The sequence below is a fragment of the Yersinia sp. Marseille-Q5920 genome (assembly GCF_946902935.1).
GTDB classification, from domain to species: domain Bacteria; phylum Pseudomonadota; class Gammaproteobacteria; order Enterobacterales; family Enterobacteriaceae; genus Yersinia; species Yersinia rochesterensis.
This window is the reverse complement of record NZ_CAMPQA010000005.1, coordinates 255,539-272,891: the sequence shown is the minus strand read 5'-3', so window position 1 is coordinate 272,891 and position 17,353 is coordinate 255,539. Positions and strand designations below refer to the sequence as shown.

Below are 17,353 nucleotides of genomic sequence, written 5' to 3'. Positions count from 1 at the left end.
TTGGTGGCAAATGCAAATTCAGGCTGTTAGTTCATACTGAAATTAGTTGACATTGCAGGGTTATGAGCGATGTCAACTAATGAAGGTATCGGCCTGAAACGTGTAAACCGAATCATCAGAAATTTCTGATGTAAATCCCTTGTAGTACCGCTACCTATGGCAAAAGAACAAACGGATCGCACGACGCTGGATCTGTTCGCAGATGAACGCCGTCCGGGGCGCCCGAAAACAAACCCATTATCCCGTGATGAACAGCTTAGAATTAATAAGCGAAATCAACTACGGCGCGATAAAGTACGTGGCTTACGACGCGTGGAACTGAAGATTAATGCCGATGCCGTCGATGCTCTCAATAGCCTTGCTGAGCAGCGTAACATCAGCCGTAGTGAACTGATTGAACAGATGTTACTGGCTCAATTAGAACACTCACAAAAAGGGTTTTAATCCTGTCGGTTTTAGCCCCCATTGGTTTCAACCCCATTGGTTTTACCCCCATCGGTTATCACGACGGCGTGGCGTAAGTGATTACGCCACGCCAATATCCTTACAGTCGTTTTTGAAAAACAGTCTTTGAAAAATAGAGCTAGAAAGTTTCCCAGTTTGTGTTGTTATCCACCTTACTCGTCGGCGTCGCCGCTAAAACCGTAGCCCGAGGTTTGGTTACCGGTTTGGCTCGCTCATCATCTGACCGCAATTTAAACACGGCTACCGCTTGGTTTAACTGAGCCGCCTGTTCCTCCAGCGAAGCCGCCGCTCGGGAAGCTTGCTGCACCAGCGCAGCATTTTGCTGAGTCACACTGTCCATCTCCGCCACCGCCTGCCCGACCTGAGTGATGCCTTTACTTTGCTCATCAGACGCCGAGGCTATCTCGCCCATTAAATCTGTGACATTGGTGATGGAACGAACAATTTCATCCATGGTTATCCCGGCACTTTCTACCAATGCCGAACCGCTGCTAACACGGCTTACTGATTCGGTTATTAAGCTATCAATCTCTTTCGCCGCCTGTGCACTGCGCTGAGCAAGATTGCGGACTTCACTGGCGACCACGGCGAACCCCCGACCTTGCTCTCCGGCCCTGGCCGCTTCAACGGCGGCATTTAGTGCCAGAATATTGGTCTGGAAAGCAATACTGTTAATTACCGTGGTAATTTCGGCTATTTTGCGTGAACTAGCGGAGATATCATCCATGGTATGCACCACATCGGCCACCAGCGCCCCCCCTTTTTTGGCGGTGATAGAAGCATTTGCCGCCAGTTGACTAGCGTGATGTGCATTATCTGCATTATGTTTTACCGTTGCCGTCAACTGCTCCATACTCGCGGCTGTCTCTTCCAACGCCGCCGCCTGCTGCTCAGTGCGCGATGATAAATCCGTATTACCGGCAGAAATTTCTGCCGCCCCGTGATAAATCCCATCCGTGCTGCTGCGGATAGCTTTTACCGTGTTAGCTAAACTGGCCTGCACATCACGTAGCAGTGGAAACAATTGCCCGACACAGTTACGACCAAAATCCGCGATGGGCTGCCCAAGCTGGCCTGAAGCAATCACCCGAAAATGTGCGCGAATATCATCCAGCGGGCGCACCATGTTGATGACCAGGTAGCGATCCGTTACTAGCAAAATCACTAATCCCGCCACCAAAGCAGAGATTAATATCATGCTACTGATTTTGGTCAGACGAGCAAATTGCTCTTTAGCCACACCGATGGCTTTAGAGGCGGCATGATTAAAATCCTCCACAACAGATCCATATTGGCGACTTAGCGCTGGCACTGTTTTTTTGGCTAAGTCCTCATAGACCGCGCTATTGTTATCCATTGCCGCCTGATACAGCGGCGTCACACCCTGATCAATTAATCCGCTCCACCCATCAATCACCCCATTCACCAATGCGGGGTCAATTTGTGCATGGTCGATGGCTTTAAACTGCGCCAACTTTTTTTTCAGATTCTCAAGTGCAACATTGGATGATTTGAGTTCTTTATCGGCATCCGCAATATTACCGCCCTGTCGATAATCTACTGAACGGGCCAGGCGTGTAACCATCCGAAAATATTGATCCGTCCCCTGATTGACCAAATTCATATTTTCAACCAACACACTGCTGGCATTAGTGGATTGTGTTAGTTGATTCAGTGATAACAATGTATAACCCGATACTCCGCCCCATAGCAGGCAAAAAGCCCCAAGCACCCAAAGTAGTGCGGCTCTGATGGTAATATTTCTTAAAAACTGCATGTTAGTTCCCCTTATATATCGGATAGTTACCGTTAAAAACCTGGTGTTATTTGATGACCGAAAAGCAATAAAGGACGTTCCATACAGCTAACGACAACTCCTTTCCCGGCAAATTTTCATTTGACGGTTTCCCCCTTGGCACCGCAAATTGCAACCTTTCGGTTACATGAAGGTTATCGGCAATGACGTTATAAGGTTGAGCGACTCACAAAAATTTTATATCGCATAAACTTGATATCGGCCTGGCGAGATTTTCTGGCATTATATGGCCCTATACATGTGTTATATTATTGGGCAGAGCGCTCAGTAATTTGCATAACTATTTGAATTTAAGGGTATTAAGTTATATGGCAACTGTAGGCATTTTCTTTGGCAGCGATACTGGCAATACCGAAAACATTGCCAAGATGATCCAAAAGCAACTGGGCAAAGATGTTGCTGAGGTTCATGACATTGCCAAAAGCAGCAAAGAAGATTTAGAAGGCTTCGATATTCTGCTGATCGGTATCCCAACCTGGTATTACGGTGAAGCCCAGTGTGATTGGGATGATTTCTTCCCGACACTGGAAGAGATCGATTTCAACGGCAAGCTGGTCGCGTTGTTCGGTTGCGGCGACCAAGAAGATTACGCAGAATATTTCTGTGATGCGATGGGGACTGTGCGCGATATCATCGAACCACGCGGTGCTGCTATTGTCGGCCACTGGCCAACCGCAGGCTACCACTTCGAAGCCTCCAAAGGCTTGGCGGATGATGATCACTTTGTCGGTTTAGCTATTGATGAAGATCGCCAGCCAGAATTGACGAATGAACGTGTTAGCGCTTGGGTAAAACAGATCAGTGAAGAACTGAATCTCGCTGAAATTACCGGTTAACTTGCCGTGTCGGAAACGCGAGGGTGATGTTAAACATCAAACCGCGTTTCCGTTACCTCTAACGCCTCTCGCTATATACCCTAAATAATTCGAGTTGCAGGAAAGCGGCAAGTGAGTGAGGCCCGAATCATTGACTGGCCGAGTAACGAGAGCAGCCAACGCACATGCAGCTTGAAGGATGACGAATAGACTTGTTAAGCCGCCCACAGATCCGCATATTCATCCGTGCAAAATGAAAATAAACCGCTACAAATTTGTAACGTTACACCCAGCAACCATATACTTAAATGATGCAACAATCCCACCCATCAATACATTGCATGATTAATGGGGCAAAGTGTGCAATTATATCTTTGTTAACAACCACGGTTTTCATTTGGGGCTAGCAGTTCTATAATGAGACGCAATTGAGAATATTGCGCCACGGATGTCATAGGCTGAACGGCCTTAATTTGAATCGATAGTAATAGGACTGAATCCGCATGACTGACAACAACAAAGCCTTAAAAAATGCAGGCCTTAAAGTAACGCTGCCCCGGCTTAAGATTCTGGAAGTGTTACAAGATCCGGTTAACCATCACGTCAGCGCGGAAGATCTTTATAAAAAGCTGATCGATATCGGTGAAGAAATTGGTCTGGCGACGGTTTACCGCGTACTGAACCAGTTTGATGATGCCGGTATTGTGACCCGCCACAATTTCGAAGGCGGTAAATCAGTCTTTGAATTGACGCAACAGCATCATCACGATCATCTGATTTGCTTGGATTGCGGCAAAGTGATTGAATTTAGCAATGAAGAGATTGAAAAACAGCAACGTGATATTGCTGAAAAGCATGGCATCAAGCTGACCAATCATAGCCTGTATCTCTATGGCCACTGTGCCACTGGCAATTGCCGTGAAGACGAGTCTGCGCACGATCCAAAATAATATGGTTTTATCTCATTGATCATATAAAGATTTTCACATAATGCTGAAATAAGCAATTCGCAAGATGGCCGCCTTTCCCACAAGTTATTTCAGTTGGGAGTCAGGTGGTCATTTTTGTTACTGATCTCCTGCATCCCTCTCTTCGTGACAAATTCATTTTTTCATTACTCATTTAATGGCCATTCACATGAATTTGAAACAAAAAAACCCCGGACTCGCCGGGGAAAAAACCATCAACTCAACTTCACATAATGTTGTTTACCTATACCCTAAATAATTCGAGTTGCAGGAAGGCGGCAATTGAGCGAATCCCTAGGAGCTGACACAAGTCAGTGACTGGGGCGAACAAAGACAGCCAACGCACATGCAGCTTGAAGTATAACGGGTATAAAAGCCTGGCAAACAGGAGTTAACATCAGACACAGCACTTTGACAGCAATAATCAGACTTTAACCGGCTCTGCCCGGCTACTACGTTTACCATCCGGACTTGTCGAGCGAATCAACACGTCACCGCTGACTTTAGGTTGGGCTTTGACATCATATTTCTGCCATTGCTTACCGCCATCAGTGGAATACTCGATAATCAGCCCCGGCAAGGAAATGTTAGCTTCCAACTCCCCTGCAACGACACGCGCCCCCGGAACCGGTAAGCGGTAAGCAACACCGGCTTTATCCAGTTTCGCCAATTCACGTTGTCCCATAATATTGGCAAAACGCTGCCAATCTGAGTTCAACGCCTTAGTATCGACCCTATGGGTTTCGCCACCTTTGTACTCGCGACCTGCTTGGTAATCTTGCTCCCATGGCGCACGATGCCAGGCACGTTCGGCCAGCGGCAATACCCGTGGGAAAATCATGTATTCCATCTGTTCGTCAGTCCGAACAGTTTCATTCCATGATTGGCCTGAAATACCCTGCACACCCGGCCAAGGTTTGTCACTCTTGGCGCTGAAGTGATTACCGTCGCGGTCGACCGAGGTTTCAGCATTTTGCGGCATGTTATCCGGCGCGAAACTGAAGACTTTGGCTTCGTCGTTGAAGCGAGTTGCCCAGTAATAACCGCGTTCATTTGGGTTAACTTCATACGGCATGTCGAAATAGACATAGTCCGGGTTGGACGCGACCACTTCATAGCCTTTATTGGCCCAATCATTGACTGAATCGGCCCCGCCCCAATAGAGGGTATCCCAGAAGTTAACGCCCACACGTTTGGTCGCAAAATCCTTCGAATCTTTGGCATCTTTAAGGCCATCTTGCCAGGCTTGCATTTTTTCGATGCCGTGAGCATTTACCAACTTGCTGACTTCAATAGCAAAGTGGCTGGAAAGGTGCTCAACATCCTGAATTTTGCCTTGCTTGACCATGTCCTGACAAACCTGCGATTTGGCCCACGGCTTATCTTCTACACTCTTATCAATAATGCCTTTACCCGGCTCAATCGGGCTGTTTTTGTCCTGGAACCCGGCCCCCAGACGGATATTTTTGGCCTCATCGCCGCCAAAATGCCAAGTATTTAGCGGCATACCGGCTTCTTTATGCATCTGAGCCATTTCGCCGATCACTTTGTCGACAAAACGCTTAGAAGAATCCAGGCAGGGGTTGAGATAACTTTTGCGCTCATACAACTGAACTGAAGTCGTTTGAGAATCATCTGTCGGGTCGACCAGACGGAATTCGTTGGCTTCTTTTTCTTTGCCCTGCTTCATCAAATTGTTGTAGCGGGCCTCCATTGATACCACAGCCGCACGAGCATGGGCTGGCATATCAATTTCAGGAATGACATCAATCTGACGCGCCTTGGCGTATTTCAGAATGTCGATGTAATCAGCGCGGGTAAAATGGCCAGAACCCAGATTATTGCTATCCGGGCCAGAACCCAACTGTGGCAATAAACAGGTAGTTTCCGTTAAATCGTGGCAACGCTTGCTACCGACATCCGTCAGTTCTGGCAAGCCAGGAATCTCAATACGCCAGCCTTCATCATCACTGAGGTGGAAATGGAATTTGTTCAGCTTGTAAGCCGCCATTTGATCGAGCAAACGCAGCACGGCATCTTTGGTTTTGAAGTTACGCCCGACATCCAGGAAGACTCCGCGATATTCAAAGCGCGGCGCATCTTTGGCCTCCAATGTTGCAATCTTCTTGCTACCGTCAACCGGCACTAAAGAAAGAATAGATTGCAAACCGTAGAACACCCCTGCCGGATCAAAACCTATGACCTGCGCGCCTTTTTCGCCGATTTTCAGCTCATATGCCCCAGAAACGGCTAAATCACCTTTAAAAGCAGACGGCTGAATTACCGTTTTAATCGGGAAGCCGGCTGAATCAGACTTCAAACCCAGTAATTCAAAACGCTGTTGTGCAGCATCAGCGGCCGGTTTTGGTAAAGCGCTCAGGTCAAGAGCGACACCTTTACTCAAATCAGCATCTTGTTGGTGAATTTTCACTTCCATCGGCGTCGGGATAATCTGCCCGCGCAGGTTAGCTGCTGCCAATGTTTTCACCGCTTCATTTTTAACAAAGCGGGATTCCGGCGTCATCAGCACGTTATTGTCGTCTTTGGTGCGCTTCCACTGATCGCCCGTAAACTGAGTCAGATATTCATTAATATCCTCAGTATCAGTGCTTTTCAGGACTTTTGGTTTCGCATCACCTGAAGTGGCGTACCAACGCGGCATAAAGTCAGTGGCAAATAACTGCCAGTATTCACCAGTGATCGGGATTTCAACCGCCTGATTGGCGGGGAAGCCGGTGAATTTAGCGGTAGGTTCAATTTTATGCAGATCGCCGGTCAGGTGAGTAATTTTGAATTGGTCGTCATCGACAGTCAGGATCCGACGGATGCTGTGGAAGTAAATGGCCCAGTCTTGGCCTTTGATCTCATCCCCGGTGTTGGTCAGAGTAATCAGGACTTTATTACATGATGCCCAGTCAGCGCCCAATTTGGCGCAATCTACACCATTTTCAGCCGCGCGGTTATCCAATATTTTATAGTTAACTTTCAAGGTGCTGAGTTGATCAACCAGCTGTTGGTTGGTGGTGTCCGCATGAGCGTACCCCATCAAGCCAAAGGTTGCGGTTATCGCCGCTAATGCATTTAATCTGAATTTGTTCATCACTAACCTCATCCGTAATGAATAACCGCTGCCAAAATAGCTACTGGAAGTCGCGCAGATGACAGAATTATTGTTAGTTCAAGTGATATTGCGAATTAATTATTTTGGCGAATTTCTTGCCACAGCTTGCCACACTGCGCGTCATAGGCCTGGCCATTACCGGTATGGGCCGCATCAATACAACGCTGATAATCCAATACCCGAACGGTCTCTTTGTCAGTAAAGGCTTGATGCGCTTTTTCTTGTTTCAAGACGTTCAACACCGCCTTACAAGGGATCAGCCTTTCCGGCTGGCCTTCGCTGGCATTGATACAAGCGCTGTAAGCTTGCTTAAGTTTGCTGTCTTCCGGCTGGACTGGGCCTTGTGTGGCGCAAGCACTTAATCCCATGACTGCAGCAATGATAAAAAATATTTTTTTCATTGTGGCACTCCATTGTGTCCCCGGCACGGCGGCCGGGGATGGCAATCAAACGGGGTAAAATCAGAAGATAGTAAATGGCGCAATCACGATGAATTTGACGTCTTTTTCATCCTGGAATACGTTGCCGAAACCGCCACCATAGCTTGGGATGTTGGTGTGGTTGTCATACATGGTGTAATGCAGTTTGAATAATGTGCCTTTCGCCCGGCCTTCTTGCAGGGTGTACAGCACGTCAAAGTTCCATGCAGATTCTTTCAAACGCACATTCTGGTCATAAATTGGATTGGTGCTCGGTTTGGCATCCCAACCATAAGCATAGGAAGTCCCAACTGACCAACCGGCCATATTCCAGTTTTTCAGGTCATACATCACGCCACCAAACAACGCTTTTTCGCCGTTGGCGTTGAAGTCAGAACGGGAATCCCACCACACGTCCAAGCGACCATTGGAAGTTGCATAGCCTGGGGTCATACGTTGCAAGAAGTAACCTTGGTTACCATCAGCTTTGGCCCAAGTCCCCTCCAAACGCCAATCCAATGGCCCGGTGGTATAACCCAGAGTCAATGCTTGTAACCAGGCAAGACCGTCATAGACGTCATTCACATCGTTGAAACCGCCATCGACTTTATCTTTCGCGCCGTAGAACTGGTAAGAAGTCCGCAGATCATTACCCGCCACCGGGAAAGCATAAGAGGCTTTCGCAAAGTATTGGTCCATGTAATCTTTGGCTTGACCGAATGCGGCTTCCAGCACTAGCTTGTTTTTAAAGTCGTATTTGGCACCAATTGATTGCAGGTAACTTATGCCAGTCTTGCCATCAGCTTGGCGGAAGTTATACATATTCTGATACCACGGCGCTTTATATTCATCAGTCCACATGTAAGACATGGACAGTGCGCCCGCAGAATCGAAATCGAATTTCGCGCCGCCTTCAGCACCACGATAGGTGCCTGGCATAAAGCTCCAGTGTGGAGCTAACAGTGTCTGGCCAGTCGGTTGGATATAACCACCACGCGCCCAGAAATCACCTAATTTAAATTTGGCTGCTGCTTTGTAAATACTGACGCCACTCTTATCGCCGGTCCATTTTTCATCCCAACGGGTTTTGGCATCACTGAAGCCAATTTCGTTTGGGGCCGCTGGGCCGCTGTTAGTCATTTCAACTGCGCCGAAAGCCGCTAAATCAATACCGAAGATATCTGCGGCATAGCCGGATGAGAAATCGAGATTGGCGTTAAAGGTGGAGTGATGCAGGTTAGCGACATACTTGCCATACTCTGCGCTACCCGGCGTTAAATCCTTACGGTCACGCTGACGCTGCCAATAGTAAATACCACCCGTCAGTGATGAATCATCAACAAAGCCTTCTGCCTTGGCTTCAGGGGCTGCCATAAACCCCGTTCCTAACAATGCACCCGCGACTGCGAGCGCTAATGTTTTACGTTTAGCACCGTGCGTAACCATATGAAAAAATTCCTCTTTGACATCACATTTAAAGTGCCGTCCCTGTGTCCACCACAGCTCACAGGTTTAGCCTCAAAAAACCCTAGTGGGTAAAGTTTTGCTGGGAAGAAACCTCCACCAGCAGTTGCTCATAAAAAACAAACTTCGCTGTCGAAATACACACTCACGAAGCTTGTTGCTGGAAGATAGACTATTTTTCGCGACGCGAATTATCAATCAAAAAAGGAGCTAATTATTCAAAGTATGACAATGAGCACATAACTGTGAAAAAATATTACATAGTTCACAAAAGCTTAAAAAACAATGCATAAGAGGATATTTATAAAGCAAAATCGTCTTATATTGACATCTTGAATGGTTTCAGCTTAACCAATAAAACATAAGATTTATCCGATTAAAATGGTGTTATTTACTTAGTTAATTCGTAAAGCGAATATTTAAGAAAGACTTACAGACAGCCACTCAAAGGAGAGAAAAGAATACAATCAGTCGAGATTGACCAAAGAATAGGATGGGAAAAAGAAGAAATTGAAAGGAGAGCGTCGTGTTTAGTAAAACTAACAATAACCTTATGGTGGGCATAAAAAAGGCGTGGACTAAGCCACGCCAATTGAGGTGAATCTGGGGACTAGATTAGTTAGTCACCTTAGCAGCCCAAGTATCACGCAGACCTACAGTGCGGTTAAACACCAAGGCTTCTGGCCGTGAATAACGGCTATCCGCACAGAAATAGCCTTCTCTTTCAAACTGATAGGTTCTTTCTGGCGTCGCATCAGCCAAGCTTGGTTCAACAAAGCCCTGACGGATAATCAAAGACTCAGGGTTGATGGTGGACAAGAAATCTTCCGCCGCCGCTGGGTTTGGCACACTAAACAAACGGTCATATAAACGGATTTCCGCTGGCAATGCATGCTTGACTGAAACCCAATGAATAACACCTTTCACTTTACGACCATCAGCAGGGTCTTTGTTTAAAGTCTCTGCGTCATAGCTGCAATAAAGTGTCGTGACATTGCCTTCTGCGTCTTTTTCAACACGCTCAGCTTTGAGCACATAAGCATTACGCAGGCGCACTTCTTTACCCAGAACCAAGCGCTTGTATTGCTTATTAGCTTCTTCACGGAAATCAGCGCGATCAATATAAATCTCACTGTCGAAAGGTACCTGGCGGGTGCCCATATCCGGGTTATTCGGGTGATTTGGCATGGTCAGCCACTCTTCCCCTAGCGCACGGTTCTCGATAACCACCTTGATGGGGTCAAGAACGGCCATAGCCCGTGGCGCATTTTCGTTCAGATCATCACGGATACAGGATTCCAGCGCCATCATCTCAACGTTGTTATCCTGCTTGGTGACACCAATACGGCGGCAGAATTCACGGATTGATGCTGCGGTGTAGCCACGACGACGTAAGCCAGAGATGGTCGGCATACGGGGGTCATCCCAACCCTCTACCACTTTCTCGGTCACCAATTGGTTCAGCTTACGCTTCGACATAATGGAGTATTCGAGATTCAGGCGAGAAAACTCATACTGACGCGGATGACATTCAATGGAGATATTATCCAGCACCCAATCATACAAGCGACGGTTATCCTGGAACTCTAAAGTACAGAGTGAATGGGTAATTCCTTCGATCGCATCAGAAATACAATGGGTAAAGTCATACATCGGGTAGATGCACCACTTGTTACCTGACTGGTGATGCTCAGCAAACTTAATGCGATACAACACCGGATCACGCATGACCATAAAGGGTGAGGCCATGTCGATTTTAGCGCGCAAGCAAGCGGTGCCTTCAGCAAAACCACCGGCACGCATCTTCTCAAACAGTGCCAGGTTTTCTTCCACACTGCGATCGCGATAAGGGCTATTTTTACCCGGTGCGGTCAGCGTGCCGCGATATTCGCGCATCTGCTCGGCAGTCAGTTCATCCACATACGCCAAGCCCTTGTTAATCAGCTCTACAGCGTACTGGAACAATTGATCAAAATAGTCTGAGGAGTAACGGACATCACCGCTCCAGGTGAAGCCTAGCCACTCGACATCGCGTTTAATCGACTCGACGAACTCGACATCTTCTTTCACCGGGTTGGTGTCATCAAAACGCAGGTTGCATTGGCCCTGATAGTCTTGTGCAATACCAAAATTCAGGCAAATAGACTTCGCATGACCAATATGCAAGTAGCCGTTTGGCTCAGGCGGAAAGCGGGTATGAACCGACGTGTGTTTGCCGCTGGCTAAATCTTCGTCAATGATCTGACGGATAAAATTACTCGGGCGGGCTTCTGCCTCACTCATTGTTCTATTCCTCAATGCAAACGCAACAAATATAACCGCATATTTACCTAATAGATTTCAAGCATGCAGGAAGGCGGCAAACGAGAGAGTCCCGATGAGCTTACACAAGTAAGTGATTCGGGTGAATGAGAGCAGCCAACACACCTGCAACTTGAAAGATGACAGGTATAATCCAACAAGCCCGACTTGGAAACAACCGTTTGTTACAGGAAATAAAACAAAAAAACGGGAAGAGATCGCTCTCTTCCCGCTGCTTTGATTAAAACTCAGGCCAGTGACTCAGTACATCAGCACTTTTTCACTGCGAATCTTAAACTCATTATTTACCTTGGATCTCAAGTTATTTGCCTTGGATCTCAAACAACTGGCTTTGGCCGGCAACCACAGAACCCCCTGCCAATACCGAGATACCGGCATAATCATCAATATTACTGACGACAACTGGGCTAATCATTGAGCGCGCATTAGCATTCAGATAAGCCAAGTCCAGCTCCAATACCGGTTGCCCAGCAACCACAGTGGCACCTTCTTCAACCAGACGTGCAAAGCCCTGGCCGTTCAGTTTCACCGTATCAATCCCGATATGAACCACAATTTCAGCGCCGGTTTCAGTTTCCAGGCAGAAGGCATGGTTAGTATTGAAGATTTTTACGATGGTGCCGTTCGCCGGAGAAACCACTATTTTATCCGTCGGACGAATAGCAATACCCTCACCTACCGCTTTGCTGGCAAAGGCTTCGTCAGGAACTTCTTCCAAAGCGACAACATCACCAGTAATTGGAGAAACCAATATCAGGGAAGCTGTTTTCGTGGTGTTAATGACCGCCTGAGGCTTGGCCGCAGCAGGAGCAGCGGAGCTACTTGCCGCAGGAACCGGGCCACCAGCCAATACCGTACGCATTGCCGAAGCAATCAGTTCCGCACGGGTCCCCACAATCACTTGCACACTTTGTTTGTTCAGACGAATAACACCTGAAGCGCCTAAACGCTTGGCGACACTGTCATTGACCAATGCAGAATCTTTCACGTTCAAACGCAGACGGGTGATGCAAGCATCAATACCTGTCAGGTTATCTGAACCGCCAATGGCACTAATGTAACGACGCGCTAAGCCATTAATTTCGCTTTCGTTAACTTCAGGTGTCTTATCAACATTGACGTCATAACCATCTTCTTCACTGCCTTCAACAGCCAGTTCACGGCCTGGAGTCAGCAAGTTGAATTTCTTGATGGTGAAACGGAATACCACGTAGTAAATAGCGAAGAACACCAGACCTTGCGGGATCAACATGTACCAATGTGTCGCCAGCGGGTTACGCGAAGACAACACCATATCCACCAGACCGGCGCTGAAACCAAAACCTGCAATCCAGTGCATACTGGCTGCAATGAACACAGAAATACCGGTCAGCACGGCGTGGATGAAGTACAACACTGGAGCCACGAACATGAAGGAGAATTCAAGCGGCTCAGTGATACCGGTGAAGAAGGCAGCAAATGCCCCCGCCAACATGATACCCGCCACTTTCGCTCTGTTTTCCGGACGGGCACAGTGATAAATCGCCAGCGCAGCACCCGGTAAACCAAACATCATGATTGGGAAGAAACCAGCCTGATAGCGACCAGTGATACCGACAACAGCTTTACCACTATCGATGGACTGTTGGCCACCCAGGAAGTTAGGAATATCGTTAATACCAGCAACGTCAAACCAGAACACAGAGTTCAGGGCATGATGCAGACCGACAGGGATAAGCAAGCGGTTGAAGAAAGCATAGATACCCGCGCCCACAGAACCCATATCTTTGATGTATTCGCCGAAAGTCACCAATGCGTTATAAATCAGTGGCCAAACGTACATCAGAATGAAGGCAACCACGATCATCAGGAAAGACGTCAGAATCGGAACCAGACGGCGACCGCTGAAGAAAGAGAGTGCTTTTGGCAATTCAACGCTGCTGAAGCGGTTGTACAACTCAGCTGAGATGATACCCACCAGGATACCCACGAACTGGTTGTTGATTTTGCCGAAAGCAGCAGGAACCTGATCAACCGGAATCTTTTGAATCATCGAAACCGCGGCTGGCGAACACAGAGTCGTCAATACCAGGAAGCCTACAAAGCCGGTCAGTGCAGCAGCACCGTCTTTATCTTTTGACATACCATAAGCCACACCAATGGCAAACAGCACGGACATATTATCGATGATGGCGGCACCGGACTTGATAAACAATGCCGCTAGCGCATTATCACCACCCCAGCTGACCGGGTCTATCCAGTAGCCCACACCCATCAGTATCGCGGCTGCAGGCAGTGTGGCCACTGGGACCATCAGAGCCCGACCCACTTTTTGCAAGTAACTAAGAATATTCACCTTTCCCCCTATTCGTCCGATATCGGACCCTTTAAGTAGTTTATTTATTTGACTCACTACCTTTTAGAAAAACGCATGGCACACTTTCTATTTATTCACGGCACGTATTACTCATTGCGGAGTGTAAAAAATTTATTTCGTAACGCAAATTAAAACCCCCTATTTTGTGATAAATGTCACCAAAAACCAGTCAAAAAGCACCAATGCACTAGCCATGACACAAAACTTATTTTATCATTCGAAAAATGAACGAAGCATTGTACCAGCGCATGAGTCAAAATCTGAGTTACGCTTATCTGAATGATTCAATCCGCGTAGAGTATAGCCACTATTAGTAATCAAAGAGGTGCAAGATGAGACTTATCCCACTGAAAAACACCACAGAAGTTGGTAAATGGGCCGCACGTTATATCGTTAACCGCATCAATGCATTTAAACCAACCGCCGAGCGTCCATTTGTACTGGGTCTGCCCACTGGCGGCACACCGATGGAAGCGTATAAGCACTTGGTTGCGCTGTATAAAGCAGGCGAAGTTAGCTTCAAGAATGTGGTCACTTTCAACATGGATGAATATGTTGGGTTGCCGCAAGCGCACCCAGAAAGCTACTACACCTTCATGCACACAAACTTCTTTGATCATGTCGATATCCCTGCTGAAAATATCAATCTGCTGAATGGTAACGCGCCTGATATCGATGAAGAATGTCGTCGTTACGAAGAAAAAATGAAGTCTTACGGCAAAATTAACCTGTTCATGGGTGGCGTGGGTGTTGATGGCCACATTGCCTTTAATGAACCGGCCTCTTCTTTAGCCTCTCGCACCCGCATCAAAACCCTGACCGAAGAAACTCGCATCGCGAACTCACGCTTCTTTGGTGGTGATGCAAACCTCGTGCCGAAATATGCACTTACCGTCGGTGTAGGCACATTGTTAGATGCTGAAGAAGTGATGATTCTGGTGACCGGTCGCGGTAAAGCGCAAGCCTTGCAAGCCGCAGTCGAAGGCAGCATCAACCACATGTGGACCATCAGTTGCCTGCAACTGCATGCTAAAGCCATCGTGGTGTGCGATGAACCATCGACGATGGAATTGAAGGTTAAAACTGTAAAATATTTCAGCGAGTTAGAAGCTGAAAACATCAAGAATCTGTAAAAATTATTAGGGGGCTAAGATGTACGCTTTAACTCACGGCCGTATTTATACCAGCCATGAAGTACTGGATAATCACGCTGTTGTCGTGGCTAACGGATTGATCGAACGTATCTGTCCTGCCGATGAACTTCCGGCTGGCATTGAGGTACGCGACTTAGGTGGTGCCATTCTGGCCCCCGGTTTTATTGATGTTCAGCTTAATGGCTGTGGTGGTGTGCAATTCAATGATTCGCTTGAGGCCATCTCCGAAAAGACGCTGGAAATCATGCAGCGCGCGAATGAAAAGTCAGGATGCACCAGCTTCCTGCCAACACTGATTACTTGCAGTGATGAATATATGAAGCACGGCATTGATGTCATGCGTGCATATCTGCAAAAAAACCAGCATCAGGCTTTAGGCCTGCATCTGGAGGGGCCTTATATTAGCCCACAGAAAAAAGGCACTCATAACCCGGCGTTTATCCGTAAACCTAGCGCTGAAATGATTGATTATCTGTGTGCCAATGCTGATGTCATTACCAAAGTGACTTTGGCTCCAGAAATGGTTGACACCAAATATATTCGTCAGCTGACAGAAGCCGGTATTTTGGTTTCTGCCGGTCATTCAAATGCGACATATCCGCAAGCTCGTCAAGGTTTTGCCGCCGGTATCCGCTTTGCCACGCATCTTTATAATGCAATGCCTTACATCTCTGGGCGCGAACCGGGCCTTATTGGGGCAATTTTCGACACGCCAGAAGTGTACACTGGCGTCATTGCTGATGGGTTACATGTAGATTGGGCCAACATTCGTAATGCGAAGAAGCTGAAAGGCGAAAAGTTGGTGCTGGTCACTGATGCAACTGCTCCGGCTGGCGCGGGTGCTGAAATTGATCAATTTATTTTTGCTGGTAAAACAATATACTATCGCAATGGTTTATGTGTGGATGAGAATGGCACACTAAGCGGTTCAGCACTGACCATGATAGAAGCGGTACAAAATAGTGTTGAGCATGTTGGCATTGCACTGGACGAAGCATTGCGCATGGCGACACTTTATGCGGCCCGCGCGATTGGCGTGGATAAGCAGTTAGGGAGTATTGAAGCTGGCAAAGTGGCCAACCTGACTGCCTTTACCCGCGATTATAAAATCACTAAAACCATCGTTAACGGCAACGAGGTTTTAAAATAAGCGAGTAATTTTATTGATGAGCACCGGCGTACAGTCACAAATTGGTAATGTGGATCTTGTGAAACAACTCAATGGCGCCGTTGTTTATCGGCTTATTGATCAGCAAGGCCCGATTTCGCGCATTCAAATTGCCGATCTCAGCCAGCTAGCTCCCGCCAGTGTCACCAAAATTACTCGTCAACTGTTGGAGCGCGGGCTGATCAAAGAAGTCGATCAGCAAGCCTCCACCGGTGGTCGCCGGGCGATTTCTATCGTGACCGAAAATCGCCAATTCCATACCATCGCTGTCCGTTTGGGCCGCCATGATGCCACTATCACACTGTTTGATATGAGCGGTAAGTCGCTGGGTGAAGAGCACTATCCCCTACCTGAGCGCACACAAGAAACTCTCGAACACGCATTATTTAATATAATCAGTCAGTTTATTGAAGCTTATCAGCGCAAATTACGTGAACTGATCGCCATCGCCGTCATTCTCCCCGGATTAGTTGAGCCGAGCAAAGGTATCGTGCGCTATATGCCACATATCAATATTAGCAACTGGCCGTTAGTCGAAAATCTGCAAAATCGGTTTAATGTCACCAGCTTCGTCGGCCACGATATTCGTAGTTTGGCACTGGCTGAGCACTATTTTGGTGCAACCCGTGACTGCGAAGACTCCATTTTGGTTCGTCTGCACCGCGGTACTGGCGCCGGTATCATTGTTAACAGCCAAATATTTTTAGGCAGCAATGGCAACGTAGGTGAGATAGGCCATATTCAAATTGATCCCCTTGGCGAGCGCTGCTATTGCGGTAATTTTGGTTGCCTGGAAACCGTGGCATCTAATGCGGCTATTGAAAACCGCGTACGCCACTTGCTCACGCAGGGCTATCCGAGCAAGTTAACCTTGGATGATTGCCATATTAGTGCCATCTGCAAGGCCGCGAACAAAGGCGATTTGCTGGCAAGTGAGGTGATTGAACACGTCGGCCGCTACTTGGGGAAAGCCATCTCCATTGCGATCAACTTGTTTAACCCGCAAAAAGTCGTGATTGCCGGGGAAATTATTGAAGCCCATAAAATCCTGCTCCCCGCCATTCAAGGTTGCATAAATACACAAGTGCTGAAAAACTTCCGCCAAAATCTCCCCGTGGTCACTTCTCAGCTTGACCATCAATCAGCCATTGGGGCTTTTGCCTTGGCCAAGCGCGCCATGTTGAACGGCGTATTACTGCAACGCTTGTTAGAAAATTAATCCCTTATAGATAAGACTTTGGCAGGGTCAACTTCACCATCGGCCATGTTATAGTGGCTCATTGCT

General features: G+C 47.5%; 12 protein-coding genes. 6 read left to right on the top strand and 6 right to left on the bottom strand.

Annotated features, from left to right (window positions below; all coding sequences use genetic code 11):
• Window positions 1–156: 156 nt before the first annotated feature.
• A complete protein-coding gene (ybfE, locus tag OVO64_RS09685; protein ID WP_004390567.1) occupies window positions 157–444 on the top strand; it encodes a LexA regulated protein in 288 nt (95 codons plus the stop codon).
• A 139-nt stretch (window positions 445–583) separates the two neighbouring features.
• Here the strand turns inward: ybfE and OVO64_RS09680 are convergent, their stop codons facing one another.
• On the bottom strand, window positions 584–2,242 hold the full coding sequence (locus tag OVO64_RS09680; protein WP_050291444.1) for a methyl-accepting chemotaxis protein: 1,659 nt from the start codon (window positions 2,240–2,242) through the stop codon (window positions 584–586).
• Window positions 2,243–2,589: 347 nt separating this feature from the next.
• On the opposite strand from OVO64_RS09680, the gene fldA reads away from it, so the two are divergent.
• Both fldA and fur read left to right on the top strand, forming a co-directional pair.
• Entirely contained in the window at window positions 2,590–3,117 is a 528-nt protein-coding gene (gene fldA / locus OVO64_RS09675) for a flavodoxin FldA (protein ID WP_038634724.1), read from the top strand.
• Between the two features lie 482 nt (window positions 3,118–3,599).
• Complete coding sequence (gene fur / locus OVO64_RS09670; protein WP_004390570.1) at window positions 3,600–4,046, top strand: ferric iron uptake transcriptional regulator; 447 nt, start codon at window positions 3,600–3,602, stop codon at window positions 4,044–4,046.
• Window positions 4,047–4,488: 442 nt separating this feature from the next.
• Here the strand turns inward: fur and OVO64_RS09665 are convergent, their stop codons facing one another.
• The 5 genes from OVO64_RS09665 to nagE form a co-directional block, all read right to left on the bottom strand.
• The gene (locus tag OVO64_RS09665) at window positions 4,489–7,164 is read right to left on the bottom strand and encodes a beta-N-acetylhexosaminidase (protein ID WP_267248732.1); all 2,676 of its coding nucleotides are present in this window, start codon (window positions 7,162–7,164) and stop codon (window positions 4,489–4,491) included.
• Window positions 7,165–7,259: 95 nt separating this feature from the next.
• Complete coding sequence (chiQ, locus tag OVO64_RS09660) at window positions 7,260–7,586, bottom strand: ChiQ/YbfN family lipoprotein (RefSeq protein ID WP_049560561.1); 327 nt, start codon at window positions 7,584–7,586, stop codon at window positions 7,260–7,262.
• 60 nt (window positions 7,587–7,646) lie between these two features.
• Window positions 7,647–9,050: a chitoporin ChiP gene (gene chiP / locus OVO64_RS09655; protein ID WP_267248731.1), complete on the bottom strand. Its 1,404-nt coding sequence runs from the start codon at window positions 9,048–9,050 to the stop codon at window positions 7,647–7,649.
• A 633-nt stretch (window positions 9,051–9,683) separates the two neighbouring features.
• On the bottom strand, window positions 9,684–11,351 hold the full coding sequence (gene glnS / locus OVO64_RS09650) for a glutamine--tRNA ligase (protein ID WP_050291446.1): 1,668 nt from the start codon (window positions 11,349–11,351) through the stop codon (window positions 9,684–9,686).
• Between the two features lie 340 nt (window positions 11,352–11,691).
• The gene (gene nagE / locus OVO64_RS09645) at window positions 11,692–13,725 is read right to left on the bottom strand and encodes an N-acetylglucosamine-specific PTS transporter subunit IIBC (RefSeq protein WP_038634738.1); all 2,034 of its coding nucleotides are present in this window, start codon (window positions 13,723–13,725) and stop codon (window positions 11,692–11,694) included.
• A gap of 353 nt (window positions 13,726–14,078) precedes the next feature.
• On the opposite strand from nagE, the gene nagB reads away from it, so the two are divergent.
• From nagB to nagC, 3 genes are read left to right on the top strand one after another with little or no spacing between them, the layout of a single operon-like run.
• Entirely contained in the window at window positions 14,079–14,879 is an 801-nt protein-coding gene (gene nagB / locus OVO64_RS09640; RefSeq protein WP_038634741.1) for a glucosamine-6-phosphate deaminase, read from the top strand.
• A gap of 19 nt (window positions 14,880–14,898) precedes the next feature.
• Window positions 14,899–16,050 (top strand): N-acetylglucosamine-6-phosphate deacetylase, encoded by a 1,152-nt coding sequence (gene nagA / locus OVO64_RS09635; protein ID WP_038634744.1) that lies wholly within the window; start codon window positions 14,899–14,901, stop codon window positions 16,048–16,050.
• A gap of 16 nt (window positions 16,051–16,066) precedes the next feature.
• Window positions 16,067–17,287, top strand: a complete 1,221-nt coding sequence (gene nagC, locus OVO64_RS09630) for a DNA-binding transcriptional regulator NagC (RefSeq protein ID WP_050291447.1) — start codon at window positions 16,067–16,069, stop codon at window positions 17,285–17,287.
• The last annotated feature ends 66 nt before the right edge of the window (window positions 17,288–17,353 follow it).

Coding starts and splice junctions, on each gene's coding strand:
- ybfE (WP_004390567.1), top strand. CDS start 157: ATGGCAAAAGAACAAACGGATCGCACGACGCTGGATCTGTTCGCAGAT.
- OVO64_RS09680 (WP_050291444.1), bottom strand. CDS start 2,242: ATGCAGTTTTTAAGAAATATTACCATCAGAGCCGCACTACTTTGGGTG.
- fldA (WP_038634724.1), top strand. CDS start 2,590: ATGGCAACTGTAGGCATTTTCTTTGGCAGCGATACTGGCAATACCGAA.
- fur (WP_004390570.1), top strand. CDS start 3,600: ATGACTGACAACAACAAAGCCTTAAAAAATGCAGGCCTTAAAGTAACG.
- OVO64_RS09665 (WP_267248732.1), bottom strand. CDS start 7,164: ATGAACAAATTCAGATTAAATGCATTAGCGGCGATAACCGCAACCTTT.
- chiQ (WP_049560561.1), bottom strand. CDS start 7,586: ATGAAAAAAATATTTTTTATCATTGCTGCAGTCATGGGATTAAGTGCT.
- chiP (WP_267248731.1), bottom strand. CDS start 9,050: ATGGTTACGCACGGTGCTAAACGTAAAACATTAGCGCTCGCAGTCGCG.
- glnS (WP_050291446.1), bottom strand. CDS start 11,351: ATGAGTGAGGCAGAAGCCCGCCCGAGTAATTTTATCCGTCAGATCATT.
- nagB (WP_038634741.1), top strand. CDS start 14,079: ATGAGACTTATCCCACTGAAAAACACCACAGAAGTTGGTAAATGGGCC.
- nagA (WP_038634744.1), top strand. CDS start 14,899: ATGTACGCTTTAACTCACGGCCGTATTTATACCAGCCATGAAGTACTG.
- nagC (WP_050291447.1), top strand. CDS start 16,067: ATGAGCACCGGCGTACAGTCACAAATTGGTAATGTGGATCTTGTGAAA.